The organism is Halomonas sp. 3H (assembly GCF_024206005.1).
In the GTDB taxonomy this organism is placed as follows: Bacteria; Pseudomonadota; Gammaproteobacteria; order Pseudomonadales; family Halomonadaceae; genus Halomonas; species Halomonas campaniensis.
In genome coordinates this window covers 574,649-597,042 of the sequence record NZ_CP100360.1, presented here as the reverse complement: position 1 = coordinate 597,042, position 22,394 = coordinate 574,649, and the positions used below count along the sequence as shown (strand labels likewise).

26 protein-coding genes are annotated in these 22,394 nt (G+C 69.8%); 15 read left to right on the top strand and 11 right to left on the bottom strand.

Annotation, left to right across the window (positions count from 1 at the left end; translation table 11 throughout):
* Positions 1 to 12 precede the first annotated feature (12 nt).
* The 3 genes from NFC98_RS02915 to NFC98_RS02905 all read right to left on the bottom strand — a co-directional run bounded on the left by NFC98_RS02915 (position 13) and on the right by NFC98_RS02905 (position 3,078).
* The gene (locus tag NFC98_RS02915) at positions 13 to 915 is read right to left on the bottom strand and encodes a PA4780 family RIO1-like protein kinase (RefSeq protein WP_254276675.1); all 903 of its coding nucleotides are present in this window, start codon (positions 913 to 915) and stop codon (positions 13 to 15) included.
* Between the two features lie 28 nt (positions 916 to 943).
* The gene (gene dbpA / locus NFC98_RS02910) at positions 944 to 2,347 is read right to left on the bottom strand and encodes an ATP-dependent RNA helicase DbpA (RefSeq protein ID WP_254276674.1); all 1,404 of its coding nucleotides are present in this window, start codon (positions 2,345 to 2,347) and stop codon (positions 944 to 946) included.
* Positions 2,348 to 2,562: 215 nt separating this feature from the next.
* Entirely contained in the window at positions 2,563 to 3,078 is a 516-nt protein-coding gene (locus tag NFC98_RS02905; RefSeq protein ID WP_254276673.1) for an Lrp/AsnC family transcriptional regulator, read from the bottom strand.
* Positions 3,079 to 3,225: 147 nt separating this feature from the next.
* On the opposite strand from NFC98_RS02905, the gene NFC98_RS02900 reads away from it, so the two are divergent.
* Both NFC98_RS02900 and NFC98_RS02895 read left to right on the top strand, forming a co-directional pair.
* Entirely contained in the window at positions 3,226 to 3,843 is a 618-nt protein-coding gene (locus NFC98_RS02900; RefSeq protein ID WP_254276672.1) for a LysE family translocator, read from the top strand.
* 112 nt (positions 3,844 to 3,955) lie between these two features.
* The gene (locus NFC98_RS02895) at positions 3,956 to 5,422 is read left to right on the top strand and encodes a dihydrolipoyl dehydrogenase (RefSeq protein WP_254276671.1); all 1,467 of its coding nucleotides are present in this window, start codon (positions 3,956 to 3,958) and stop codon (positions 5,420 to 5,422) included.
* A gap of 45 nt (positions 5,423 to 5,467) precedes the next feature.
* Here the strand turns inward: NFC98_RS02895 and ftsH are convergent, their stop codons facing one another.
* Entirely contained in the window at positions 5,468 to 7,411 is a 1,944-nt protein-coding gene (gene ftsH, locus NFC98_RS02890; RefSeq protein ID WP_254276670.1) for an ATP-dependent zinc metalloprotease FtsH, read from the bottom strand.
* Positions 7,412 to 7,554: 143 nt separating this feature from the next.
* On the opposite strand from ftsH, the gene NFC98_RS02885 reads away from it, so the two are divergent.
* On the top strand, positions 7,555 to 8,517 hold the full coding sequence (locus NFC98_RS02885) for a patatin-like phospholipase family protein (protein ID WP_254276669.1): 963 nt from the start codon (positions 7,555 to 7,557) through the stop codon (positions 8,515 to 8,517).
* 57 nt (positions 8,518 to 8,574) lie between these two features.
* Entirely contained in the window at positions 8,575 to 8,919 is a 345-nt protein-coding gene (locus tag NFC98_RS02880; RefSeq protein WP_254276668.1) for a hypothetical protein, read from the top strand.
* A gap of 48 nt (positions 8,920 to 8,967) precedes the next feature.
* On the opposite strand, the gene NFC98_RS02875 is transcribed toward NFC98_RS02880, so the two are convergent.
* Complete coding sequence (locus NFC98_RS02875; RefSeq protein WP_254276667.1) at positions 8,968 to 9,534, bottom strand: cytochrome b; 567 nt, start codon at positions 9,532 to 9,534, stop codon at positions 8,968 to 8,970.
* Between the two features lie 169 nt (positions 9,535 to 9,703).
* On the opposite strand from NFC98_RS02875, the gene mltF reads away from it, so the two are divergent.
* Entirely contained in the window at positions 9,704 to 11,080 is a 1,377-nt protein-coding gene (gene mltF / locus NFC98_RS02870; RefSeq protein WP_254276666.1) for a membrane-bound lytic murein transglycosylase MltF, read from the top strand.
* A gap of 44 nt (positions 11,081 to 11,124) precedes the next feature.
* Here mltF and NFC98_RS02865 read toward each other — a convergent pair whose 3' ends face one another.
* Both NFC98_RS02865 and NFC98_RS02860 read right to left on the bottom strand, forming a co-directional pair.
* A complete protein-coding gene (locus NFC98_RS02865; protein ID WP_254276665.1) occupies positions 11,125 to 11,790 on the bottom strand; it encodes a lysozyme-like domain containing protein in 666 nt (221 codons plus the stop codon).
* 67 nt (positions 11,791 to 11,857) lie between these two features.
* Entirely contained in the window at positions 11,858 to 12,250 is a 393-nt protein-coding gene (locus NFC98_RS02860) for an HIT family protein (RefSeq protein ID WP_254276664.1), read from the bottom strand.
* Between the two features lie 156 nt (positions 12,251 to 12,406).
* On the opposite strand from NFC98_RS02860, the gene NFC98_RS02855 reads away from it, so the two are divergent.
* From NFC98_RS02855 to NFC98_RS02845, 3 genes are all read left to right on the top strand, one after another.
* Positions 12,407 to 12,727 (top strand): hypothetical protein, encoded by a 321-nt coding sequence (locus tag NFC98_RS02855; protein WP_254276663.1) that lies wholly within the window; start codon positions 12,407 to 12,409, stop codon positions 12,725 to 12,727.
* A 164-nt stretch (positions 12,728 to 12,891) separates the two neighbouring features.
* Positions 12,892 to 13,167: a hypothetical protein gene (locus tag NFC98_RS02850; protein ID WP_254276662.1), complete on the top strand. Its 276-nt coding sequence runs from the start codon at positions 12,892 to 12,894 to the stop codon at positions 13,165 to 13,167.
* A 200-nt stretch (positions 13,168 to 13,367) separates the two neighbouring features.
* Entirely contained in the window at positions 13,368 to 13,754 is a 387-nt protein-coding gene (locus NFC98_RS02845) for a septal ring lytic transglycosylase RlpA family protein (RefSeq protein ID WP_254276661.1), read from the top strand.
* A gap of 3 nt (positions 13,755 to 13,757) precedes the next feature.
* On the opposite strand, the gene NFC98_RS02840 is transcribed toward NFC98_RS02845, so the two are convergent.
* Complete coding sequence (locus NFC98_RS02840; RefSeq protein ID WP_254276660.1) at positions 13,758 to 14,375, bottom strand: LysE/ArgO family amino acid transporter; 618 nt, start codon at positions 14,373 to 14,375, stop codon at positions 13,758 to 13,760.
* A gap of 130 nt (positions 14,376 to 14,505) precedes the next feature.
* Between NFC98_RS02840 and NFC98_RS02835 the strand changes: the two genes are divergently transcribed.
* Complete coding sequence (locus tag NFC98_RS02835; RefSeq protein WP_254276659.1) at positions 14,506 to 15,375, top strand: LysR family transcriptional regulator ArgP; 870 nt, start codon at positions 14,506 to 14,508, stop codon at positions 15,373 to 15,375.
* Positions 15,376 to 15,459: 84 nt separating this feature from the next.
* Here NFC98_RS02835 and yghU read toward each other — a convergent pair whose 3' ends face one another.
* Complete coding sequence (gene yghU / locus NFC98_RS02830; RefSeq protein ID WP_254276658.1) at positions 15,460 to 16,335, bottom strand: glutathione-dependent disulfide-bond oxidoreductase; 876 nt, start codon at positions 16,333 to 16,335, stop codon at positions 15,460 to 15,462.
* Positions 16,336 to 16,504: 169 nt separating this feature from the next.
* Between yghU and NFC98_RS02825 the strand changes: the two genes are divergently transcribed.
* From NFC98_RS02825 to NFC98_RS02810, 4 genes are all read left to right on the top strand, one after another.
* Positions 16,505 to 17,416 carry a DMT family transporter gene (locus tag NFC98_RS02825; protein ID WP_254276657.1) on the top strand — a complete coding sequence of 304 codons (912 nt, stop codon included), beginning with the start codon at positions 16,505 to 16,507 and terminating at the stop codon, positions 17,414 to 17,416.
* Positions 17,417 to 17,872: 456 nt separating this feature from the next.
* Positions 17,873 to 18,871 carry an NADP-dependent oxidoreductase gene (locus NFC98_RS02820; protein WP_254276656.1) on the top strand — a complete coding sequence of 333 codons (999 nt, stop codon included), beginning with the start codon at positions 17,873 to 17,875 and terminating at the stop codon, positions 18,869 to 18,871.
* 35 nt (positions 18,872 to 18,906) lie between these two features.
* On the top strand, positions 18,907 to 19,122 hold the full coding sequence (locus tag NFC98_RS02815; RefSeq protein ID WP_254276655.1) for a TIGR02450 family Trp-rich protein: 216 nt from the start codon (positions 18,907 to 18,909) through the stop codon (positions 19,120 to 19,122).
* A 243-nt stretch (positions 19,123 to 19,365) separates the two neighbouring features.
* Complete coding sequence (locus tag NFC98_RS02810) at positions 19,366 to 20,607, top strand: FAD-binding oxidoreductase (RefSeq protein ID WP_254276654.1); 1,242 nt, start codon at positions 19,366 to 19,368, stop codon at positions 20,605 to 20,607.
* Positions 20,608 to 20,657: 50 nt separating this feature from the next.
* Here the strand turns inward: NFC98_RS02810 and NFC98_RS02805 are convergent, their stop codons facing one another.
* A complete protein-coding gene (locus tag NFC98_RS02805) occupies positions 20,658 to 21,335 on the bottom strand; it encodes a glutathione S-transferase family protein (protein WP_254276653.1) in 678 nt (225 codons plus the stop codon).
* 65 nt (positions 21,336 to 21,400) lie between these two features.
* On the bottom strand, positions 21,401 to 21,811 hold the full coding sequence (locus NFC98_RS02800) for a VOC family protein (RefSeq protein ID WP_254276652.1): 411 nt from the start codon (positions 21,809 to 21,811) through the stop codon (positions 21,401 to 21,403).
* 87 nt (positions 21,812 to 21,898) lie between these two features.
* Between NFC98_RS02800 and NFC98_RS02795 the strand changes: the two genes are divergently transcribed.
* Both NFC98_RS02795 and NFC98_RS02790 read left to right on the top strand, forming a co-directional pair.
* A complete protein-coding gene (locus NFC98_RS02795; RefSeq protein WP_254276651.1) occupies positions 21,899 to 22,045 on the top strand; it encodes a hypothetical protein in 147 nt (48 codons plus the stop codon).
* Complete coding sequence (locus tag NFC98_RS02790) at positions 22,042 to 22,341, top strand: hypothetical protein (RefSeq protein WP_254276650.1); 300 nt, start codon at positions 22,042 to 22,044, stop codon at positions 22,339 to 22,341. Before NFC98_RS02795 ends, NFC98_RS02790 begins: the two co-directional genes overlap by 4 nt.
* Positions 22,342 to 22,394 lie beyond the last annotated feature (53 nt).

Genomic DNA, 22,394 nt, shown 5'->3' with positions numbered 1-22,394 from the left:
GCAGCACGGGGCTCAACGCTCGCGCTGGGACTCCCGCCACTCCTCGGCGGCCTCCTCCACCCCGGGCTCGTCACCGCGGTTGAGGGCCGCCCGGCGATAGGCCTCCTCGTCGCGCACGTCGTCGATCACCGTCATCAGGTCGTCGACATCCACGGGGGTGGTGTCGTGGACGAAGCAGCCGGTCAGCTCGCTCTCCGGATGCAGCTCGCCCGCCTCATAGAGCGCCCAGATCTCCTTGCCGTAGTCGGTGGCCAGCAGCTCCGGGGCGAAGCGGCCGAAGTAGCGGCGCATGTTGTCCACGTCGCGCTCGAACATCCACTGGGCGCTGTTGTTGCCGGCGGCGTCCACCGCCTGGGGCAGGTCGATGATCACCGGGCCGTCGGCGGCCAGCAGCACGTTGAACTCGGAGAGGTCCCCGTGCACCAGGCCGGCACACAGCATCTTCACCACGTCACGGATGATCTTGGCGTAGGACTCGCGGGCCTGCTCGGCGCTCAGGGTGACATCGTCCAGGCGCGGGGCGGTCAGCCCCTCGGCGTCGGCGATCATCTCCATCAGCAGCACGCCATCGATGAAGCCGTAGGGCTTGGGCACCCGCACGTCCGCGGCGGCCAACCGGTAGAGGGCGTCGACCTCGGCATTGAGCCAGGCCTGCTCCTGCTCCTTCTGGCCATAGCGGGTCTTCTTGGCCATGGCCCGGGAGCGGCGGCTGTTGCGCTCGCGGCGGCCCTCCTGGTACTGCACGGCCTGCTTGAAGCTGCGCTGCTTGGCCTCCTTGAAGACCTTGGCGCAGCGACGCTCGCCGTGGGAGCGCACCAAGTAGACCTGGGCCTCCTTGCCGCTCATCAGCTGGCCCTCGACCGCCTCGATCAGGCCGTCGTCCACCAGCGGCTGCAGTCGCTTGGGTATCTTCATCTCTTCTCCCGAAATTGGCCGATGCGCCTCACCGGCCGACCCGCCGGGCGCGCACGCTGCGCCCCTTGATTCTGCCGTTGATCAGGCGCTCCAGGGCCTCGTCGACCACCTCGCGCCGCACGGCCACGTAGGCGCTGTTGGCCAGCACCTTGATCCTGCCCACCTGGTCGCCGGCCAGCCCCGCCTCGCCGGTCAGGGCGCCGAGGATATCGCCGGGGCGCACCTTCTGCTTCTTGCCGGCGCCGATCTGCAGGGTGGCCATGGGCGGCACCAGCGGCTCCCGGGCGAGCACCGAGCGAGGCGGCAGCGTGGCCTCCTCGAGGGGCTCGCCGAGGAAGTCGGTCAGGCGCTCCAGCCGGTAGGCCTCGCCCTCGCCGACCAGGGTGCAGGCGATGCCGGCACTGCCGGCCCGGCCGGTACGCCCGACCCGGTGCACATGTACCTCCAGGTCGCGGGCGATGTGATAGTTGAACACCGCGTCCAGCTCGGCGATGTCGAGCCCGCGGGCCGCCACGTCGGTGGCCACCAGGAGCGAGGCGCTGCGGTTGGCGAAGAGCACCAGCAGCCGGTCGCGGTCGGCCTGCTCCAGGTCGCCGTGCAGCGCCAGGGCGCTGAAACCCGCCGCCTCCAGCGCCTGGGCCACCTCGTCGGTCTCACGCTTGGTGTTGCAGAACACCACGCTTGAGGCCGGGCGGAAGTGCAGCAGCAGACGGCACAGTCCTTCCAGGCGCGCTTCGTCGCCATCCCCCACCCGGTAGACCCGCTCGTGGATGCTGCCGGCGTCATGGGTCTCGGCCACCTCCACGGTGACTGGCTCGCGCATCAGCGCCGCGGCCACGGGCCGCACGGCGTCGGAGAAGGTGGCACTGAACAGCAGCGTCTGGCGGGAAGCCGGGGTCTCGGCGACGATCGCCTCGAGGCTCGCCTGGAAACCCATGTCGAGCATGCGGTCCGCCTCGTCCAGCACCAGGGTCGAAAGCCCGTCCAGGGCGAGCGAGCCCTTGCGCAGGTGCTCCTCGATCCGACCCGGGGTACCCACCACCAGGTGCGCGCCGTGGGCCAGGGAGGCGAGCTGGGGACCGAAGGGGGCGCCCCCGCACAGGGTCAGCACCTTGACGTTGGGCAGGGTGCGCGCCAGCCGGCGCAGCTCGCCGGCCACCTGGTCGGCGAGCTCCCGGGTCGGGCAGAGCACCAGCCCCTGCACCCGAAAGCTCGCCAGGTCCAGCCGCGAAAGCAGCCCCAGGCCGAAGGCCGCGGTCTTGCCGGAGCCGGTCTTCGCCCGGGCGATCACGTCACGACCGGCCAGGATCGGCGGCAGGCTCTCGGCCTGGATCGGCGTCATGGCGGCAAAGCCCAGGGAGGCGAGGTTGTCGAGCAGCTCCGGTGCCAGCGGCAGCGCGGCGAAGGCGGCATCGGGGGAGGAATCAGACAAGGGAACATCCTGCAGACAAATAGGGGGCGCCGGCGACAGCGAGCGAACCGGGGTCGATAACGGCCGGGGCCGACAATGAAGAGCAGCAAAGGCCGGACGGCATGGGCCGGGGAAGCGGGAAGACGGAAGGCCTGCAGGATAGCAGAAAGCTGCCCGGCACGCTGCAGATACCGACTGCCGGGTGGCGCGCCGCCGGGGGCGCGAGCGGCTGGGGGTCACGGCTGCCGCGGGGCCGGCACCTCGCCGCCCGCCTCCGCCAGCCTCTCCACGGGCAGGGGCCCGTGGGCCTTGACGGTCTGGATGGCAAAGTTGCTGCGGATGTCGGTGACCCCGGGCAGCCGCAGCAGGGTGCCGGTGAGGAAGCGCTCGTAGGCCGCCAGGTCCGGCACCACCACCTGCAGCAGGAAGTCCGACTCCCCCGATACCAGATGGGCGGAGACCACCTCCGGCAGGGCGACCACCGCCTCGCGAAAGGCGTTGGCCTGGGCCTCGTGGTGGCGCTCCACCTTGATGCCGACGAACACCGTGAGGCCGAAGCCCACCCCACCGCGATCCAGCTCGGCGTGATAGCCGCGGATCAACCCCGCCGCCTCAAGCTGGCGCACCCGTCGCAGGCAGGGCGACGGCGAGAGGCTCACCTCTTCGGCCAGCTGGACGTTGGTCAGCCGGGCGTCTCGCTGCAGCGCGGCCAGGATTCGGCGGTCAATGGCATCCAGCCGTCGATTTGGCATTTTCTGTTACCCATGGCTCATTGGATGGCAGTAAGTGCCAACTATAGCCGATAAATCGGCCAATCTTGCAAGGACCTGCCCTGCCCCCTGGCGCTAGACTGGCGTCATTACCCCTAACACACCTTCGCCCACGGCAGGAGGCGCCCCATGGAGCTCTGGCTGTTCATCGTCGCCCTGGCGGCGGTCTACCTGCTGCCCGGCCCCGACATGCTGCTGGTGCTGCATACCGGCAGCCTGCAGGGGCGCTCCCGGGCGCTGGCCACCGCCGCGGGCCTGGCCGTGGCCCGTGGCCTGCACGTGGCCCTGGCGGCCCTGGGACTGGCCACGCTGTTCATCACCGCCCCCTGGACCTTCGATGCGGTGCGCTACGCGGGTGCCGCCTATCTGGCCTGGATCGGCCTGCAGCTGCTGCGCGCCCCCACCGAACCGCTCCCGGAGGCCCCGGACGGAACGGTGCTAAGCAAGGCGAGCCACCGCCTGGCCTGGCGCCGCGGGCTTCTCACCAACCTGCTCAACCCCAAGTCGCTGCTGTTCTGCTCGGTGCTGCTGCCCCAGTTCGTGCATCCCGACCGCGGGCCCGTGCTGCTGCAGTTCGCCCTGCTCGGGACACTGCTGGTGGCCATCGGCCTGCTGTTCGATGCCGGCTACGCGACCCTGGGCGCCGCCCTGCAGCGCTGGTTCGCCGGCAGCCCCCTGAAGGCGCGGCTTCAGCGCTGGACCTTCGGCTCGCTGCTGATCGGCTTCGGCCTGCGCCTGGCGGCCTGACCCCCTGTGACTTGTCCTGCGTCAAGACGTCGCCGTCGGGTCTCGGCGATACGCCCCCACCCTGTGCCATAGTGGATGAACCGAGACCCTGGATGACACCGAGGAGAGCCCGATGCAGCACCGTGAGGTCGATATCGCCATCATAGGCGCCGGCAGCGCCGGCCTGAGCGCCTGGCACGCTGCCCGCAAGCACAGCGACAGCGTGGTACTGATCGAGGGGGGCGAGTACGGCACCACCTGCGCCCGGGTGGGCTGCATGCCGTCGAAGCTGCTGATCGCCGGCGCCGAGGCGGCCCACCAGGCCCGCGATGCCGGCGGCTTCGGCATCCGTGTGAGCGGCGTCGAGGTGGATGGCCGCGCGGTGATGGCGCGGGTCAGGGAGGAGCGCGACGGCTTCGTGGGCCGGGTCTTCACGTCGATGAAGCGCATCCCCGAGGAGGACCGTCTCACCGGCCACGCCTGCTTCGAGGACCCGCATACCCTGGTCGTTGGGGAGCACACGCGAGTGACCGCCCGCGCCGTGGTCATCGCCACCGGCTCGCGCCCCACCTGGCCTTCGATGTTCGATGCCGCCGGCGACCGCCTGGTCACCAACGACGCCGTCTTCGAGTGGGAGGACCTGCCGGAATCCGTGGCGGTGTTCGGCCCCGGAGTGATCGGCCTGGAGCTCGGCCAGGCGCTCCACCGGCTGGGCGTGCGGCTGCGGATGTTCGGCGTGGGCGGCGCCCTGGGCCCCTTCCATGACGAGGTCGTGAGGGACTACGCCGATCGCACCTTCAACGAGGAGTTCTACGTCGACCCCGACGCCAAGGTGGAGAGCATCGAGCGCGACGGCGATGCCGTGGTGATCACCTTCGTCGAGCGCGACAGCGGCAAGACGCTCACCGAGCGCTTCGACTATCTGCTGGCCGCCACCGGCCGGCGCCCCAACGTCGACCGGCTGGGCCTGGAGAACGCGGGCCTCGCGCTGGATGACAAGGGCGTGCCGCGCTTCAACCGCTTCACCCTGCAGTGCCTGGCCGAAGGCGACGACCCCGGCCATGTCTTCATCGCCGGCGACGCCAACCAGGCGCTGCCGCTGCTTCACGAGGCCAACAGCGAGGGGCGCATCGCCGGCGACAACGCCGGGCGCTTCCCCGAGGTGCGCGCCGGGCGGCGCAACGTGCCGCTGGCCATCGTCTTCACCGAGCCGCAGATGGCCACCGTGGGCGCGGGCCATGCCGACCTGGAGAAGCGCCTGGGCGGCTGCGACTGCCTGGCCGTGGGCGAGGCCTCCTTCGAGGACCAGGGGCGCGCGGTGGTGATGCGCCAGAACCGCGGGCTGATGCGCCTCTACGGCGAGCACGGCTCCGGCCAGTTCCTGGGCGCCGAGCTGTTCGGCCCGCGGGTGGAGCACATGGCCCACCTGCTGGCCTGGGCCCTGGAGCAGAAGCTCAGCGTCAGCGAGATGCTCGCCATGCCCTGGTACCACCCGGTGCTCGAGGAGGGGCTGCGCGGCGGCCTGCGCGACCTCAATGCCAACCTGCAGCAGGGCCCGGCGATCACCGAGCGCTGCATGGAGTGTGGGCCGGGCGACTGAGCCCTGCCCGGGCCAGGTGCCCGGGCGGTCTCGCGGGCCTTTCCCTCAGGCTCGCACCGGCAGCCGGGCGGCATCGGCAGCCTCGAGCACCTCGCGGATCTGATCGCCCTCCAGGGTCTCGCGCGTCTCCAGCGCCGCGGCCAGCGCGTCCAACGCCACGCGGTGCTGCTCCAGCAGCCGGCGCCCCCGGGCCTCCATCTCGCCCAGCAGCCGGCGAATCTCCTCGTCCACCAGGCCGGCAGTGGCCTCGCTGTGCTCGCGCAGCTGGGTCATCTCGCGCCCCAGGAAGGCATGTTCCTGACCCTGGGAGAGCGCCACCGGACCGATGCGCTCGCTCATGCCCCAGCGCGCCACCATGCGCCGCGCCAGGTAGGTCGCCTGCTCCAGGTCGTTCTCCGCGCCGCTGCTCACCTCGCCGAAGACGATCGACTCGGCCAGCCGGCCGCCGAACATCACCGTCAGTCGGTCGTGGAGCCAGGATTCGCTGTAGTTGACCCGCTCCTCGTCCGGCACCTGGGCGGTGACGCCCAGGGTGCGCCCCCGGGGCAGGATGGTGACCTTCTCCAGCCGGTCGGCGTGGGGCAGCAGGTGGGCCAGCAGCGCATGCCCCGCCTCGTGGTAGGCGACCACGCGGCGCTGCTGCTCGGAGAGCCCCAAGTCGCGCTCCTCGCCCAGCATCACCCGGTCGCGGGCGTCGACGAAGCAGGCCCAGTCGAGGTCGGTCCGATCCCGCCGCCCGGCCAGCAGCGCCGCCTCGTTGGCCAGGTTGGCGAGATCCGCCCCCGAGAAGCCGATGGTGATCTCGGCCAGTCGCGCCAGGTCCACGTCGGCGGCCAGCGGCATGCGCCGGGTATGCACCTTGAGGATCGCCTCGCGGGCGTCGCGGTGGGGATTCTCCAGGGTCACCTTGCGGTCGAAGCGCCCCGGACGCAGCAGCGCCGGGTCGAGCACGTCGGGACGGTTGGTGGCGGCCAGCACCACCACCGACTCGTGGCCCTCGAAGCCGTCCAGCTCGGCCAGTATCTGGTTGAGGGTCTGCTCGCGCTCGTCGTGGCCGCCGCCCACCCCGGTACCCCGGGTGCGCCCGATGGAGTCGATCTCGTCGATGAACACCACCGAGGGCGCCTTCTCCTTGGCCTGGCGGAAGAGGTCGCGCACCCGCGAGGCCCCCACCCCCACGAACATCTCGATGAACTCCGAGCCGCTGATGCTGAAGAAGGGCACCCCCGCCTCGCCGGCCACCGCCCTGGCCATCAGCGTCTTGCCGGTGCCCGGCGGGCCCATCATCAGGATGCCGCGGGGAATGCGGGCGCCCAGCGCCTGGAAGCGCGCGGGCTCCTTGAGGAACTCGATCACCTCGAGGATATCGCGCTTGGCGTTCTCGGAGCCGGCCACGTCGGCCAGCCGCGCCTTGCTCTGCTGAGGCTCCACCAGCCGGGCCCGTGACCGGCCCATGCCGAAGGTGCCGCCGCCGCCGGTCAGGCGCTCCTGCATGCGGTTCCAGAACCAGAACAGCAGCGCCAGCATCAGCAGCCAGGGCACCACCCCGACCAGCAGGCGCTGCCAGAGCGCGGGATCCCTGGGCCTCGCCGCGATCCGCACCCCGTGGCTCTCCAGGCGCTCCAGCAGGCGCTCGCTCTCCACGTCCGGCCGCGTCGTGGAGAAGGCCTCGGCCTCGCCGAGGTCGAGGTCCAGCCGGCCCGAGTCGCTGAAGCGCCCCTCCAGGGACTGGCCGCGCAGCGTCACCTCGTCGACGTGGCCGGCGTCCACCGCCTCGAGGAAATCGGAATAGGTCAGCTCGACCCGCGCCTGACGCTGGGTGCCCTCCAGGTAGTGGAACATCACCAGGATCACGAAGGCCATCCACACGAACAGCAGCCACTGCTGGCGGGGCGTGCCGGCGGGCGGCGGCTGGCCGTTCGACGGCGCGGGGGGCCGGGCGTCGGGATCCGGGGCGGGAGGCGGCGAAGGCGGAGCGGGAACGGCCATGGCAGACTCGAGGTGGCGGGGCTCTTCCACAACCATGGCCCCGAGCCGCCGCACTGGCAAGGCCCGCGCCATGGCCGCCCGTGGGCGGCGCCCGGTTGCTGTGCGATAGTGGCGGACAGCCACCGTTCCATCAGGAGAGCATGATGCGTGCTTCCGTCCCGGCGCCTCGCCGCCTGTCCGCCACCCGCCTGCGCGCCCTGGCTGGCGGGGTGCTGTGCCTGGCCCTGCTGCTGCCGATACCGCTGCCCGCCGACGAGCGGCCGCCGCGCCCCACCATCGGCCTGGCGCTGGGCTCCGGCGGGGCCAACGGCCTGGCCCATATCGCCATGCTGCGGGTCTTCGACGAGTTGGGTATCGTGCCGGACCGCATCACCGGCACCAGCATCGGCGCGGTGATCGGCGGGCTCTATGCGGCGGGACTCTCCGCCGACGAGATCCAGGACATCTTCGACGATGTCGCCGGCTCCCCGCTGGATGCCCTGTCGGGGCTGGCCGGCTCGGACCTGGACCTGGCCGACCTGCTGCAGATCGGCCTGAGCGATGGCGGGCTGCTGGATTCCGGCGGCTTCCTGCGCTTCCTGGCCGGCCATACCGAGGTGCGCCGCTTCGCGGAGCTGCGGATTCCGCTGGCGGTGGTGGCCACCGACTACTGGACCGGCGAAAGCGTGGTGATCGACGAGGGGCGGCTCTTTCCGGCCATCGAGGCCAGCATGGCGGTGCCGGGGCTGTTCTCCCCGGTGACCCGGGGGGAGCAGCTGCTGATCGACGGCGGTACCTCCAACCCCCTGCCCTTCGACCTGCTCCAGGGCGAGGTGGACCTGGTGATCGCCGTGGACGTCACCGGCAGCCGCCAGCCGGATGACGATGAGCCCCCCGGCGTCACCGACATGCTCTTCAACACCTTCAAGATCATGCAGCAGTCGCTGACCGCGAAGACCGTGCGCCATGCGCCGCCCCATGTCTACCTCCGGCCCGAGGCCCAGGGCGTGCGCCTGCTGCACTTCAACCGCATCCACGAGATCCTGGCCCAGGCCCAGCCGGCCGCCGACGAGCTGCGCGATCAGCTGGTGATCTGGCTGGCGATCCAGTCCGATGCCATCCCCTGAGCCCCTTGGGGCTATGCTCAAGGGGCCAACCACGAACGACCCTCAGGAGGGCCCGCGATGGCCGACACCGTGTCACGGCTGACATTCCTCAAGTCACGGATCATCGAGCTGGCCGACATGGCCGGCCGCGACAAGGAGGGGGAGGCCCGCGCCCTGGCCGCCGAGCTCTCCGCCGAGCTCGACCGGCTCATGGCAGAGGCTGCGGCGCCCGCGGGCGGCGAGCCGGACCGGCAGCGGCCGGCCCCCCGGGCGCCGCGCGACGAGGTGGAGCGCTGTCCGGTCTGCTCGCTGCGCAGCTTCCACTTCCAGAAAGGCTCGATCCGCGAAAGCGCCGATGGCGGCTTTGAAGCGTTCTACCGCTGCGGCAGCTGCGCCCACGAGGGGTGGAGGGAGATCCCGTGATGCCGCGAATCACCGGCCGGGGCGCCATCCGATGAAGCAGGCGCCGCCTCAGAACAGGCTCATGCGCTTCATCACCCCGTCCCGGCGGATCAGCCAGTGGAAGAGCGCCCCGGCGACATGCAGCGCCACCAGCGCCAGGATCGCCAGGCCCAGCCGGCCGTGCCACAGGAACAGCTGCTCGGAGAGGGCATCGTTGCGGCCGATCAGGCCGGGCAGGTTCCAGTGCAGGAACTGGACCGGAAAGCCGCCGCTGGCGGTGGCCAGCCAGCCCAGCACCGGCATGGCCAGCAGGGCCAGGTAGAGCAGGTGGTGCACCGCGCTGCTGACCACCCGCTGGAAGAGAGGCAGGGGCGGCTCATGGACCGGCACCACGAAGACGATCCGCGTCACCACCCGGGCGAGCATCAGCCCGAGGATCAGCACCCCGAAAGTCTTGTGGAAGGTGTAGAGCAGGTCGGTGAGGGTGCGGCCGAGCCGCTCCATGGCCCCCTCGAAGCCCAGATAGCCGAGGGTCAGGCCCGTGGCCAGCGACAGCAGCAGGACCAGGGCGACCAGCCAGTGCAGCACCCGGTGGGGATAGGCGTAACGGTCGTGGTCGTTCTCGAGGTCATGCATGGCGCTCTCCGGTCCGCGGCGGGGTGCCGCCCGGCAGGCGGCAGATGAGTCTCAGCGTAGCGGATCACGGCGGGCACCGCCGACGGGGCAGCGTTGAAGCGCGCCACCCCCCGGCTGGTAGGGTGAGCGTGAACCCCGCTGGAGGTTGCCCTTGCCCATGCGACACGCCATGAGGCCACTTGCCGCCCTGCTGCTCCCCCTCGGCCTGGCCGGCCTGCTGCTCGCCGGCTGCGGCCAGGAAGCGCCACGCCTCGCCGCTCCCGAGGAGAGCGGCACGCTCAGGGTCGCCACCCGCAACGCGGCCACCACCTGGTACCTGGATCGCGACGAGGCCCCCGCCGGGCCCGAGCACGACCTGGTCGTCCGCTTCGCCGAGTCGCGGGGCTGGCAGGTCGAGTGGACGGTGCATGATGCCGTTGCCGATGTTCTCGCCTCGCTGGAGGCGGGGGAGGTACACCTGGCCGCCGCCGGCCTGACCCACCTGCCCTCCCGCGATTCGCGGTTCCTGCCAGGGCCGTCACACACCCCGATCGTCGAGCAGCTGGTCTGCCATCGGGAGTCTCGTCCGCTGCCGCGCAGCGTGGAACAGATGGCGGAGGTGGAGATTCGGGTCACGGCGGCCTCCAGCTACGCCGACAAGCTCGCCTCGCTGGTCAACGAACACAGCGGCATCACCTTCGAGGAGGACCCGCGCACCACCGAGATGCTGCTGGCCGCCGTGGCCGAGCAGCAACTCGGCTGCACCCTGGCCGACTCGAATATCGTGCGGGTGGTACGACGCCACTACCCGGCCTTGGAGGTCGCGCTGAACCTGACCAGCGGCGACCGGCTGGGCTGGTACCTGGCCGCCGACCAGCCGGCACTGGCCGAGCAGGCCCACGACTGGCGAGGAACCGCCGAGGCGGCAACGGCGATCGAGGAGGTGGAGAGCCGCTACTACGGCTACATCGACGAGTTCGATTTCGTCGACCTGCGGGCACTCAACCGGCGCATCGACGAGCGGCTGCCGGACTTCCTGGCGGACTTCGCCATGGCAGAGCGCGCCACCGGCATTCCCGCCGACCTGCTGGCCGCCCTGGCCTACCAGGAGTCGCACTGGGATCCCCAGGCGGTTTCACCCACCGGGGTGCGTGGCATCATGATGCTGACCCGCAACACCGCCGAGTCGCTGGGCGTGACGAACCGCCTGGACCCGACCCAGGCGATCGACGCCGGGGCTCGCTACCTCGCCGACCGCCACCAGCGGCTGCCCGAGGAGATCCCCGAGCCCGACCGCACCTACCTGGCCCTGGCCAGCTACAACATCGGCCGCGGCCACGTGCTGGATGCCCGCGAGCTGGCCCGGGAGCTCGGCAAGAACCCCGACTCCTGGGACGACATGCAGGAGGTGCTGCCGCTCAAGGCCGACAAGCGCTACTACCCCGGGACCCGCTACGGCTATGCGCGCGGCTACGAGCCGGTGCACTTCGTTCAGCGCATCCGCAACTACCGTGACGTGATCGGCGTGGCGCTGGCGGCCAACGAGACCTCTGCCCCGGCACCCTGAGGCCGCGGCCGTCGGCGCGTCATCGCCAGACAACACCCTGGGCGTCACCCCCGGCAGAAGGGCCCGACCTGGTAGAAGCGCCGGCAGCGGAACTCGGCCTCGCAGGAGGCCAGCTGCGACTGGTAGCGGCTGGCCCGGGCGGCGACCTGGCTGGCCGCCCGCTGGACGGCGGGCTTGCCGCGGTAGCTGCCGCGCTGATAGCCCCCCGCCCCCTCATGGTAGGCCAGGTAGAGGTGCTCGGGGTTGTGCAGGGAGATCCCGGTCTGCCGCCGCGTGCGCGCGTTGTACCAGCCGATGAAGTCGGTGGCGTGCTTCATGTGGGTGCGCCGGGCCAGCGTGCCGCCGGCCTCGTCGCGATACTCGCCCCAGACCGGGTCCTGGGCCTGGGCATAGCCCCGGGCCGAGGAGGGGCGCGGGCCGGGTATGAAGCCCAGATAGCGCTTGCGGGGCGGGCGGACGTGGCTGCGAAACGACGACTCCTGCTGGATGAAGGCCAGCTGGGTGGCGATGGGCGTGCCCCACGCCTGCTCCGATGCCCGGGCATGGTCGTACCACCTCGGCTGCTCGCGGAAGATCTCGCAGATGTTGCTCTGGTCCTGGGGGGGCGACGGCGCCAGCATCGCACAGCCGCTGACCAGCAGGCCGAGCCCTGCCGCCAGCAGCAGGCGCCCCGCCCGACTCCCCCGATGGTTCCCGATGCCTCCGCTCATCCCGCCTCCTGTCTGCCGCTGTGGATTCGGCCCACGCTCACGATTCGGCCCCCCTGGGGCGCCGCTGTCAGTCCAGGGCCGCACGGATCTTATCGGCGGCGGCGGCCAGCTCCTCGGCGGGCGCCATGTCCAGCCCCACCACCCGGATATCCTCCATGGCATCCAGCGGCGTCAGGTGGATATGCACATGGGGCACCTCGAGGCCGACGATCAGCAGCCCCACCCGCTTGCAGGGAAAGGCGCGCTTTATCGCCTTGGTCACCCGCCGGGAGACCGCCATCAGGTGATCGGCCAGGTCGGACGGCAGGTCATCCCAGTGGTCGATCTCCTCCCGGGGGATCACCAGTACGTGGCCGGGCTTCATCGGCTGGATGGTCATGATCGCCACGCAGCGGTCATCCTCGTGGACGAAGTGGCCCGGAAGCTCGCCCTGCATGATGCGGGTATAGACGCTTGCCATCTCGGCACTCTCCTGACGAAAGGGGATGGAATGCCGCCGACGCCGATAGATCCTGCAGCGGCGGCGGAAAGTCGGTATGCTGATGGCGCAACACCATCAGTCACGGAGCAGAATACACGATCGATCATTCATTCCAAGCCAGCACGGGAGGTTCACATGAAGGTCTACAAACCTGAGTGGCGGTGCACGTTTAGCGTAAACGAAGGCGCGGAAGAATCAGCCAGCCTGAAGGAGCGGATCGCCTGGCAGCTGCGAGGATTCGCCGACAGGCTCGATGGCGGCGGAAGAACGATCAAGATTGACTGCAACGTAACCCCCGCGGTGAGCAGAGAAGAGATCGATACCTGCCTGGGCAAGGGCTTCGCCGTGACCCAGAGCCTGCTCACCCAGCTTGCCCACCAGGCCGCCTGCGAGAACGTCATGCGCGACGCCAAGGCGGAGCTGTTCGAGGAAGAGGAAGCAGAACAGCGCCATTGAGGGCAAGCCCCGCAGTCACCGCACCCCATCCCGCCCTGGCCGGATGGGGTGTTTTCGTTGAGGCCCGGTCTCGAAATATCCTTTGACACTCATGCCGCTCGGCTCTATTCAAAGAATTGAATGGGCGACTCCCCGACGCCCGGCGACCCAGAGAGGTGAGCGCCATGAACATCTCGACAGTGGCGGTGGAACTGGCCGAAGAGCTGGTCGACCAGCTGCTCCCCCCGGCCGACATGCCCCCCGCCTGCTTCGGCTTCAACCCGCAGCTGGGTCGCCGGCTGGCCGAGGCCAAGACGCGGCTGGACCGGCTGGAACGGGATGCTACCTCGCGGGATCTCGCGGCCCTGGAAGCCGCGCGGGTGGAGTTCGCTCTGGCCTCCCGCGCCATCGCCGACGAGTTGATCGCCAGCGGCCTGCATGCCGGGGCGGGCAACGACTGACCCCTGGCCTACCTCCGCCACATGGCGGCCATAATGTCGCCAATGTGTGCCCATCTTCGCCGATCTCCAAAAGCCGATCTCAAAAGGGTTGTGCTGCACCGCGGCGGCGGTTAAAATTTGCCCAGTCAACCTGGGCCCCGGCCCCTCATCGCATCGATGCATGCGCACGACGCAACAGCGAGAACCATGAGGATTTCCCGATGGGAACCCGATCGAGAACGTTCGCGGCCTGCTGCCTGGCAGGCCTCCTGACCCTCGGCACTGCGGCCAGCGTAAAGGCCCACGACACCAGCGCCGAGACTCAGGAGGGTTACGCTTCCTTCTACCATGACAAGTTCCAGGGCCGTGCCACCGCCAGCGGTGAGCCCTTCGACCAGAACGCGCTGACCGCCGCCCATCCCGAGCTGCCCTTCGGCACCGAGGTGGTAGTGACCCGCCCCGATACCGGTCGCGAGGTCACGGTAGTGATCAATGACCGCGGCCCCTTCGTCAAGGGCCGCATCATCGACCTCTCCAAGCGCGCGGCCCGCGAGCTGGGCATGCTCAACCGCGGCGTCGCCCCGGTGATGGTCACCATGGTCAACTGACCCTCAGGCCACGGGGATCCCCTGCCCCGTGGCCAGCTTCAGCGCGATGGCGGCCATCATCATGCCGATGGCCCCGTCGATCAGCCGCCACGCCACCGGCCGCGACAGCCACGGCGACAGCGCCGCCCCGCCCCACGCCAGCAGGCTGAACCACAGCACCGACGCCGTGCCCGCGCCGGCCAGGAAGGTCGCCGCGCTGTCCTGCTGCGCGCCGACTGCGGGGATCAGCAGCAGCGTGTCCAGATAGACCTGCGGGTTGAGCAGGGTCACCGCCAGGGTAGCCAGCACCACCTGGCGCAGGCCGCGCACCTCGCCACCGGCCAGGCCCAGCCCCTGGCGGCCGGTCAGCGCCCGCCGCAGGGCATGGAACGCCAGCCAGCCCAGGAAGGCGACCCCCGCCCAGCGCATCGCCTCCAGGGTGGCCGGCATGGCCAGCAGCAGCGCGCTGACCCCGAACATCCCCAGCGCCAGCAGCGCCAGGTCGGCCCCCATGCACAGCCCCGCCGACCACCAGTGGTACTGGCGCCGCGTCGCCAGCCCCAGCACATAGGCGTTCTGCGCGCCGATCGCCACGATGATCCCGCCGCAGACCACCAGGCCCGTCAGGTAGCTCTCCAGCATCTTGCCTCCTCCGCCATCGGTCTCCAGTGGCGGCCAGCCTACCCGGCGACCGTCATACGCAAAAATCATCCTGTTAATGCCACATCAGTTCTGCTTATGATCGAGGCACACCTTCGCGGGAGCGAGACGGATGCTGGACTACAAGCTGCTCGAGGCGCTGGCGGCGGTGGTGGAGTGCGGCGGCTTCGAGCGCGCCGGTGATGCCCTGGGGCTGTCGCAGTCGGCGGTGTCCCAGCGCATCAAGGCGCTGGAGGTGCGCCTGGGCCAGCCGGTGCTGGTGCGGGCGCCGGCGCTGTCCCCCACCCCCGCCGGCCAGCGGCTGCTCAACCATATCCAGCAGGTGCAGCTGCTGGAGCGCGACCTGCGCCGGGCGCTGCCCACCCTGGACAGCGCCTCGCCGCGGCTGCGGATCGCCGTGAATGCCGACAGCCTGGCCACCTGGTGGGCCGAGGCGGTAGGGCCGCTCTGCCGGGAGGAGGGACTGCTGATCGACCTGGTGGTGGAGGACCAGGACGTGGGCCTGCGCCGGCTGCGCGACGGCGACGTGGCCGCCTGCCTGTGCGCCAGCCCCCAACCCATCGCCGGGGCCCGCTGCGTGGCGCTGGGCACCATGACCTACCGTCCGCTGGCCACGCCGGCCTATCGCCGGCGCCACTTCCCGGCGGGCCCGACGCCCGAGGCATTCCGCCACGCCCCGGCCATCGTCTACGGCCCCCACGACCAGCTGCAGCACCGCTTCCTGGCCCAGTGCGGCTATCGCGGCGCCTTCCCCTTCCACCTCTGCCCCTCCTCGGAGGGGTTCGTGGCGCTGGCCCGCGCCGGCATGGGCTACGGCATGGTGCCGCTGATGCAGGCCGAGCCGTGGGTCGAACGCGGCGAACTGGCCAGCATCGCCCCGGGCCAGGTGCTGGAGGTGCCCCTCTACTGGCACTTCTGGCGCCACAGCGGCGAGCTGATCGAGCGCCTGACGGCGGCGTTGAGCACGGTGGCGCTGCGTTGAGGCGCGCCGCCACTCCACCGGGGCGAGCTGATCGAGCGCCTGACGGCGGCGCTGGGCGAAGTGGCGCTGCGCTGAGGCGCGCCGCTACTCCACGGGGGCGAGCTTGTCCTGGGTCCGGGTGGCGAAGTCGCCCGCGTCGTGGCGCTCGTGGAGCTGCATCCCGGGCTCGCCGAAGGTGCGGTTGACCATGCGGCCGCGCTGCACCGCCGGGCGCGCGTCGATCTCCCGGGCCCAGCGCTGCACGTGCCGGTACTCCTGAACCTGCAGGAACTCGCCGGCATCGTAGAGACGCCCCAGCGCCAGCTGGCCGTACCAGGCCCAGTTGGCGATATCGGCGAGGGTATAGGCGTCGCCGCCCAGGAAGCGCGCCTCGGCCAGGCGGCGGTCGAGCACGTCCAGCTGGCGCTTGGTCTCCATGGTGAAGCGGTCGATGGCGTACTCGATGGGGAACGGCGCGTAGGCGTAGAAGTGGCCGAAGCCGCCGCCCAGGTAGGGCGCGCTGCCCATCTGCCAGAACAGCCAGTTGAGGGTCTCGGTGCGAGCCGCATGATCGCTCGGCAAGAACTCGCCGAAGCGCTCGGCCAGGTAGAGCAGGATCGCCCCTGACTCGAAGACCCGGGTGGGCGGCTGGGTGGTGTGGTCCATCAGCGCCGGAATCTTGGAGTTGGGGTTCACCTCGACGAAGCCGCTGCCGAACTGGTCCCCCTCGGTGATGCGGATCAGCCAGGCATCGTACTCGGCACCGGTGTGCCCCAGCGCCAGCAGCTCCTCCAGCATCACCGTGACCTTCACCCCGTTGGGCGTGCCCATGGAGTAGAGCTGCAGCGGATGGCGGCCTACCGGCAGCTCCCGGTCATGGGTCGGGCCGGCCACCGGCCGGTTGATGCTGGCGAACTTGCCGCCGCTTGCACGCTCCCACGTCCAGACCTTCGGCGGGGTGTAGTCGGTGTCCTGGCTCATATGACCTCCTGATTGAAGAGTGACTTCCCGATAGGCTTTCACATCTCCAGGTAACTTGTACAACATCGGTCCGATAGAGGGGAGCCATGGGTTGGCCGACGCCCGGGAGCCGGGTATCCTGCCGCGTCTCTCCACGCCACCATGACCCACCTATCATGAGCCCCACACCATGAGCGCCCGCATGGGCAGCCCAGCCCCCTCCCCTGCCCTCGGCAGCCTGCTGCTCGCGGTCGTCGCCGCAGTGGGCATGGCCACCATCGGGGTCATATCGCGCATCACCGGGCTACCGGCAGAGAGCATCACCTTCTACCGCCTGGGGCTGGGCGCCGTGTTCCTGCTCGCCTACCTGCTGTTCACCGGCCGCGCGGCCGGGCTGCGCACCCTGCCGGGCCGCGGCGTGGTGCTGAGCGGTGCGCTGCTGGCGGCCTTCATCCTGTGCTACGTGCAGGCGATGAACTACACGCGCATGGCCAACGCCATCCTGATGGTCTATCTCGCCCCGGTGTTCGCCTCGGTGCTCGCCCATTTCCTGTTCGCCGAGCGCCTGAGCGCACGCCAGACGGGGCTGATCGCAACTGCCCTGCTGGGCTTCGCGATGATGCAGGAGTTCCGGCTCGACGTGGACGGCGGCCGCGACGCCATCGGCATGGGCTTCGGACTGCTGGCCATGCTCGCCTACGCGGGCTTCATCCTCTGCAACCGACGGCTGCCCCTGCACCTGGACGACCGGAGCTGCGCCTTCTGGCAGCTCGCGGTCGGCGCTCTGGTGATCCTGCCGTTCGCCCTCTGGCAGCCCCAGGGGCTGGCGGCCGCCGCCTGGCAGTGGCCCTGGCTGCTGGCGGCCGGCTTCCTGCCCGGCTTCGTGGCGCTGCTGTGCGCGGTGATGGCCATCAGCCGCCTGCCCACGGCGCTCTATGGCACCCTGGCCTACTGCGAGCCGGTGGCGGTGGTGATCTTCGGCTGGACCCTGTTCGGCGAGTCGCTCGGGCCGCTGGCGCTCTCCGGCTGCCTGCTGATTCTCGGCAGCGGCATCCTGCAGGCGTGGCTCTCCGCCCCGCGCACCGCGGCCGGCATCGCGTGAGGGTTGCCCTCTTCCGGCGTGGCGCTGCCCTCGGCACGCTCCGGTCCCACATGAGCGGCGCCGCATAAACCATCTTATGCTGCAATGCAACAAGAAAGGGCCTATGGTGGTAGGTGTCCCACTCAGGAGGACACCTATCATGACACATTCCAACGCACTCACCCTCGACACCGAGGTCCTTGCCTTCTGGTACCGCCAGGCCGAGTGGCAGCGCGCTGCCTTTGATGCCTACCTCGCCTATCTCGGCTGACCCCGCCAGTTCAACTGCCTTCGGGCATGAAAGCGCCACGACAATCCCGGCAAGACACCGAACAGGGGTCTTGCCAGCGGCCCGGCATGAAGTCGCTCCTCGGAGGAACCTCCCCCGCGGGGCGCCCTTGCGTCACCACGCGATTCGCGTCCGGGGCGACAGGCTCCTACACTGGCGGGCTCCCCATCACGTGAAGGAACGACACCATGCAGTCACGCTACTTCACCATCAACGACATCCCACAGGGCACCCCCGGCCGCGAGCTGTTCGAGCTGCGCGAGGCCGAGCTGCCCGCCCTGGCCGACGGCGAGGTGCGCATCCGCAACACCTGGCTCTCGGTGGATCCCTACATGCGCGGGCGCATGAGCGGGGTGAAGACCTACATCGATCCCTTCGTGCTCGGTGAGCCGCTGGAGGGCGCCGCGGTGGGCGAGGTGATCGAGTCGCGGGATGCGCGCCTGGCCGTGGGCGACCGGGTCCGGCACATGGGCGGCTGGCGCGACATCGCCCAGCTGCCGGGCGACCAGGTGGAGCCGCTGCCGGGCATCGAGGTGCCCGAGCAGGCCTACCTCGGCGTGCTGGGCATGCCGGGCATGACCGCCTGGACGGGCCTGAACCGGATCGCCGGGATGAAGGAGGGCGACAACGTGCTGGTCAGCGCCGCCAGCGGCGCGGTGGGCTCGCTGGCCGTGCAGCTGGCCAAGGCCAAGGGCGGCACCGTGGTGGGCATCGCCGGGGCCCCCGAGAAGCTCGCGTGGCTCGAGTCCCACGGCATCCGGGCGGTGAGCTACCGCGACCGCGATGCCGCCCAGCTGACCGAGGCGCTCCAGGCGGCCTGCCCGGCCGGCTTCGATGTCTACTACGAGAACGTCGGCGGCACCTGCCTGGAGGCGGCCCTCAACACCCTGCGCACCGGCGGGCGCATCGCCGTGTGCGGGATGATTGCCCGCTACAACGCCGAGGGGCCGGCCCCGGGGCCGAGCAACCTGGCCATGCTGCTGATCAAGCGCCTGCGCATGCAGGGCTTCATCATCTTCGACCACTGGGCCGACTACCCGCGCTTTCTGGAGGAGGTCGGGCCGAAGGTCGCCAACGGCGAGATCGACTACGCGGAGACCGTCGAGCAGGGCCTGGAGCGCACCCCGGATGCCTTCCTGGCGCTGTTCGAGGGGGCTAACACCGGCAAGATGCTGGTGCGGCTCTGAGCCGGGTCCCGCGGCGACAACCGAGGAGCGACACCGTGAATGCCATCAATCCCGAGAAGCTGCACCACAGCAAGTGGACCGCGGCACGGCCCCGGAACAAGGAGAAGCACTTCCTGGTGACGGCGCTGGAGCGCGACGAGCAGGAGGCCGTGGTGGCGGTGGTCCTCGAGGCCGTCTACACCCGACGCGCGACCACCCTCCCCTGGCAGGCTCTCAAGGATGACGAGACCTGGCTGATGGGCTGGCGCTGAGCGCGCCAGCCTCAGGGGAGCCTAGGTGAGATCATGCGCACCGGGCTAGGGAGCCCCAAGGCGAAAAGGATTCTATTTTCCCTGCTATTTTTGGATCAAAATTCCGACATACTGATAAATTACAAACGTATTATCTTAATTATCAGCCCCATGCCGATCTTATGGGAAGCGCTGCTAGAATCCCCCGAATGACAAGCCCCACCCACGGCGGGGCGTTCTTGACACATCGGCAGGGAGACCCTCATGGCCCGCAATATCATCGTTCTTGGTGCCGGCATGGTCGGCGTTTCAGTGGCCTGGCATCTGGTGCGTCGCGGCCATGACGTCACCCTGGTGGACCGCCGCGAGCCGGGGCTCGAGACCTCTTTCGGCAATGCCGGCATCATCCAGCGCGAGGCGGTGCGCCCCTACGCCTTCCCCCGTGACATCGGCACCATGCTACGGGTCCTGCCCAACCGCCAGGTGGATATCCGCTACCGCCCCACCGGCATGATGAGCGCGGCGGGCCCGCTGCTGGACTACTGGTTGAACTCGAGCGGAAAGCGCTACGAGCGCATCGTGCGTGAATGGGCGTCGCTGATCATGCGCTGCCAGGAAGCCCACGCGCCGATGATCGAAGCCGCCGGCGCCGAGTCGCTGGTGCGCAAGGGCGGCTGGCTCGAGCTCTACCGCACCCGCAAGGAGTTCGAGGAGCGCCAGAAAGAGGCCCAGGAAAACCACGAGCGCTTCGGGGTCGAGTATGAGGTGCTGGACGCCGAGGCGCTCTACGCCAAGGAGCCGCACCTGGGCAAGGGGCTGATCGGGGCGATCCACTGGACGCAGCCCTGGATGGTCTCGGACCCGGGCGGCCTGGTGCAGGCCTACGCCCGCAGCTTTGCCGAACAGGGCGGCCAGGTGATGCAGGCCAGCGTCGAGGAGGTGCTACAGGTGGATGGCGGCTGGCGGGTCAATACCAGCGAGGGCGCCCTGGAGGCAGAGCAGGTGGTGGTGGCCCTGGGGCCCTGGACCGGTGAACCGCTGGCCAGGTTGGGCATTAAAGTGCCGCTGTTCGTGAAGCGCGGCTACCACATGCACTACTCCGCCGAGGAAGGGGCCAGGCTCAACCACTGGGTGATGGACGCCGAGAAGGGATTCCTGCTCGAACCGATGCGCGCCGGGATTCGCCTGACCACCGGCGCCGAGCTGGCCGACCTGGACTCGCCGCCCCAGTACAGGCAGCTGGCCGCCGCCGAGAAGGTGGCTCGCAAGCTGTTTCCGCTGGGCAAGCGTCGCGACAGCCAACCCTGGAAGGGCGCCCGTCCCTGCCTGCCCGACATGAAGCCGGTGATCGGCCCGGCCCCCGACAAGGCGGGGCTATGGCTCGCCTTCGGCCACGGCCATCAGGGCTTTACCCTGGGGCCGGCCACCGGTGAGCTGCTTGCCCAGATGATGGATGGCGAAGCGCCCGCGGTGGACATGACCCCCTTCCGCCTCGACCGCTTCTGACCGGGAGGTCCATGACCGGAGCGGGCGCACGTCGACGCCGCCCTGCTCCCTCAGGCCGAGGCCCTTCCCACCGCCATGGCCGACTCGGGTGAGACGCCCTGGGCCAGCGCCGCCTCGCGCTCCACGGCCAGGGCGCGCCGGAAGGCCTCCCGCTGCTGCAGGCGCGCCCAGTAGGCGGCCACGGCGGGCTTGAAGCGCTCGCCCAGGCCGATATGGCTGGCCAGCAGCAGCGCATAACCCACCGAGACATCGGCGGCGGTGAAGCGCCCGGCGCAGAGGAAGCTTTCGCGCTCCAGCCGCGGCGCCAGGGTGCGCAGCCGGGAGAGGCACCAGCGGGCATAGTCCTCCACCACCTGGGGCTGGCGCCGCTCCGGCGGCTCGAAGTGGCCATAGCGCAGCACCAGGGTCTGGGGAAAGGTCAGGGTCGCCTCGCCGAAGTGCAGGAAGTTGAGGTAGTCGCCATAGGCCGGATCGCCCGGCGCCACCTCCAGGCCCGATTCGGCGTGGCGGGAGGCGAGGTACTGGCAGATGGCCGCGGACTCGGTCATCGCCACCTCGCCGTCGAAGAGCGCCGGCACCGTGCCGAGCGGATTGATCTCGAGAAACGCCTCGTCGTGTACCCGGGGCGGGAAGGGATGCATCACCAGCTCATAGGGCAGCCCCAGTTCCTCCAGCAGCCACAGGGGACGGAAGGAGCGCGCGCTGACGCAGTGGTGGAGTCGAATCATGGCAGGGTTCCATCGAAGGCTTTCAGGGCATGGTGCCAGCGCTTCATCGGCGAGCGCCACCACGCTCAGCCCAGTGAGGTATTGCCCTCGGCATCGAGGGGGAATCCGGGGTTGTGTGCCACCTCCCAGAGGTGGCCGTCGGGGTCGGCGAAGTAGCCGGAATAGCCGCCCCACTCCGCACGGCGGGCAGGCCTGACGATCCGCCCGCCGGCGCGCTCCGCCTCGCCCAGCACGGCGTCCACCTCGGGCGCCGAGCGCACGTTATGGGCCAGGGTGATGCCGGCGAAGCCGCTTCCCGCCTCCGCCACCCCGGCATCCTCCGCCAGGGCGGCGCGGGCATAGAGCGACAGGACCAGGCCGTTGAGCTGGAAGAAGAGCACCTCCCCCTCCACCGCCAGGCCTACCCGCCAGCCCAGTCCCTCATAGAAGCGCCGCGCCCGGGCCAGGTCGCCGACGCCCAGGGTGATCAGACTCATGCGCTGTTCCATCGCTGGCCCTCCCCGGCCGGGTCTGATGTCGGCCGAAACACCAGGCGAGGGTGGGTCAGCGCACCGACACAGATCATGATCAAGCGTATCTTGCTACTACCCCTGCATCTCGATGACTTCACGGCGAGGTTCAGGCGTCGACACCCGCTCTTCACAGGCGACGTGTTCATGAACAGGCCCCGGGTCGAAGCCGGAAAGAACGAGGAGTACCAGACGATATGAAGAATAACCCGATGGACATGATGTTCGCGTGGATGAAGATCGCCACTTCCTACAACATGATGATACTGTCTGCCGGCGAGGTGATCGCCCGTCGTACCATGATGATGGCCAGCGGCGCCATGACCGGCCCCGAGGCCATGGGCATGATGATGGAGAAGGCGACGATATTCGCCACGGCCAGCGAGCGTGCCTCGGTGGCGGCATCCAGAGGCGCAGATCCCGCGCAGATCACGGCGGCGGCGCTGAAGCCCTACAGCACCAAGACCCGCTCCAACGCACGCAAGCTGCGGGGCTGAGCCGGGGATCCTGCCTCAGCGGCAACTAACACCAGAAAGACCATCAACGCATA

Excerpts from the sequence above, each read along its gene's own strand:
- NFC98_RS02915 (WP_254276675.1), bottom strand. The coding sequence starts at position 915 with ATGAAGATACCCAAGCGACTGCAGCCGCTGGTGGACGACGGCCTGATC.
- NFC98_RS02905 (WP_254276673.1), bottom strand. The coding sequence starts at position 3,078 with ATGCCAAATCGACGGCTGGATGCCATTGACCGCCGAATCCTGGCCGCG.
- NFC98_RS02900 (WP_254276672.1), top strand. The coding sequence starts at position 3,226 with ATGGAGCTCTGGCTGTTCATCGTCGCCCTGGCGGCGGTCTACCTGCTG.
- NFC98_RS02895 (WP_254276671.1), top strand. The coding sequence starts at position 3,956 with ATGCAGCACCGTGAGGTCGATATCGCCATCATAGGCGCCGGCAGCGCC.
- ftsH (WP_254276670.1), bottom strand. The coding sequence starts at position 7,411 with ATGGCCGTTCCCGCTCCGCCTTCGCCGCCTCCCGCCCCGGATCCCGAC.
- NFC98_RS02885 (WP_254276669.1), top strand. The coding sequence starts at position 7,555 with ATGCGTGCTTCCGTCCCGGCGCCTCGCCGCCTGTCCGCCACCCGCCTG.
- NFC98_RS02880 (WP_254276668.1), top strand. The coding sequence starts at position 8,575 with ATGGCCGACACCGTGTCACGGCTGACATTCCTCAAGTCACGGATCATC.
- NFC98_RS02875 (WP_254276667.1), bottom strand. The coding sequence starts at position 9,534 with ATGCATGACCTCGAGAACGACCACGACCGTTACGCCTATCCCCACCGG.
- mltF (WP_254276666.1), top strand. The coding sequence starts at position 9,704 with ATGAGGCCACTTGCCGCCCTGCTGCTCCCCCTCGGCCTGGCCGGCCTG.
- NFC98_RS02865 (WP_254276665.1), bottom strand. The coding sequence starts at position 11,790 with ATGAGCGGAGGCATCGGGAACCATCGGGGGAGTCGGGCGGGGCGCCTG.
- NFC98_RS02860 (WP_254276664.1), bottom strand. The coding sequence starts at position 12,250 with ATGGCAAGCGTCTATACCCGCATCATGCAGGGCGAGCTTCCGGGCCAC.
- NFC98_RS02855 (WP_254276663.1), top strand. The coding sequence starts at position 12,407 with ATGAAGGTCTACAAACCTGAGTGGCGGTGCACGTTTAGCGTAAACGAA.
- NFC98_RS02850 (WP_254276662.1), top strand. The coding sequence starts at position 12,892 with ATGAACATCTCGACAGTGGCGGTGGAACTGGCCGAAGAGCTGGTCGAC.
- NFC98_RS02845 (WP_254276661.1), top strand. The coding sequence starts at position 13,368 with ATGGGAACCCGATCGAGAACGTTCGCGGCCTGCTGCCTGGCAGGCCTC.
- NFC98_RS02840 (WP_254276660.1), bottom strand. The coding sequence starts at position 14,375 with ATGCTGGAGAGCTACCTGACGGGCCTGGTGGTCTGCGGCGGGATCATC.
- NFC98_RS02835 (WP_254276659.1), top strand. The coding sequence starts at position 14,506 with ATGCTGGACTACAAGCTGCTCGAGGCGCTGGCGGCGGTGGTGGAGTGC.
- yghU (WP_254276658.1), bottom strand. The coding sequence starts at position 16,335 with ATGAGCCAGGACACCGACTACACCCCGCCGAAGGTCTGGACGTGGGAG.
- NFC98_RS02825 (WP_254276657.1), top strand. The coding sequence starts at position 16,505 with ATGAGCGCCCGCATGGGCAGCCCAGCCCCCTCCCCTGCCCTCGGCAGC.
- NFC98_RS02820 (WP_254276656.1), top strand. The coding sequence starts at position 17,873 with ATGCAGTCACGCTACTTCACCATCAACGACATCCCACAGGGCACCCCC.
- NFC98_RS02810 (WP_254276654.1), top strand. The coding sequence starts at position 19,366 with ATGGCCCGCAATATCATCGTTCTTGGTGCCGGCATGGTCGGCGTTTCA.
- NFC98_RS02805 (WP_254276653.1), bottom strand. The coding sequence starts at position 21,335 with ATGATTCGACTCCACCACTGCGTCAGCGCGCGCTCCTTCCGTCCCCTG.
- NFC98_RS02800 (WP_254276652.1), bottom strand. The coding sequence starts at position 21,811 with ATGAGTCTGATCACCCTGGGCGTCGGCGACCTGGCCCGGGCGCGGCGC.
- NFC98_RS02795 (WP_254276651.1), top strand. The coding sequence starts at position 21,899 with ATGATCAAGCGTATCTTGCTACTACCCCTGCATCTCGATGACTTCACG.
- NFC98_RS02790 (WP_254276650.1), top strand. The coding sequence starts at position 22,042 with ATGAAGAATAACCCGATGGACATGATGTTCGCGTGGATGAAGATCGCC.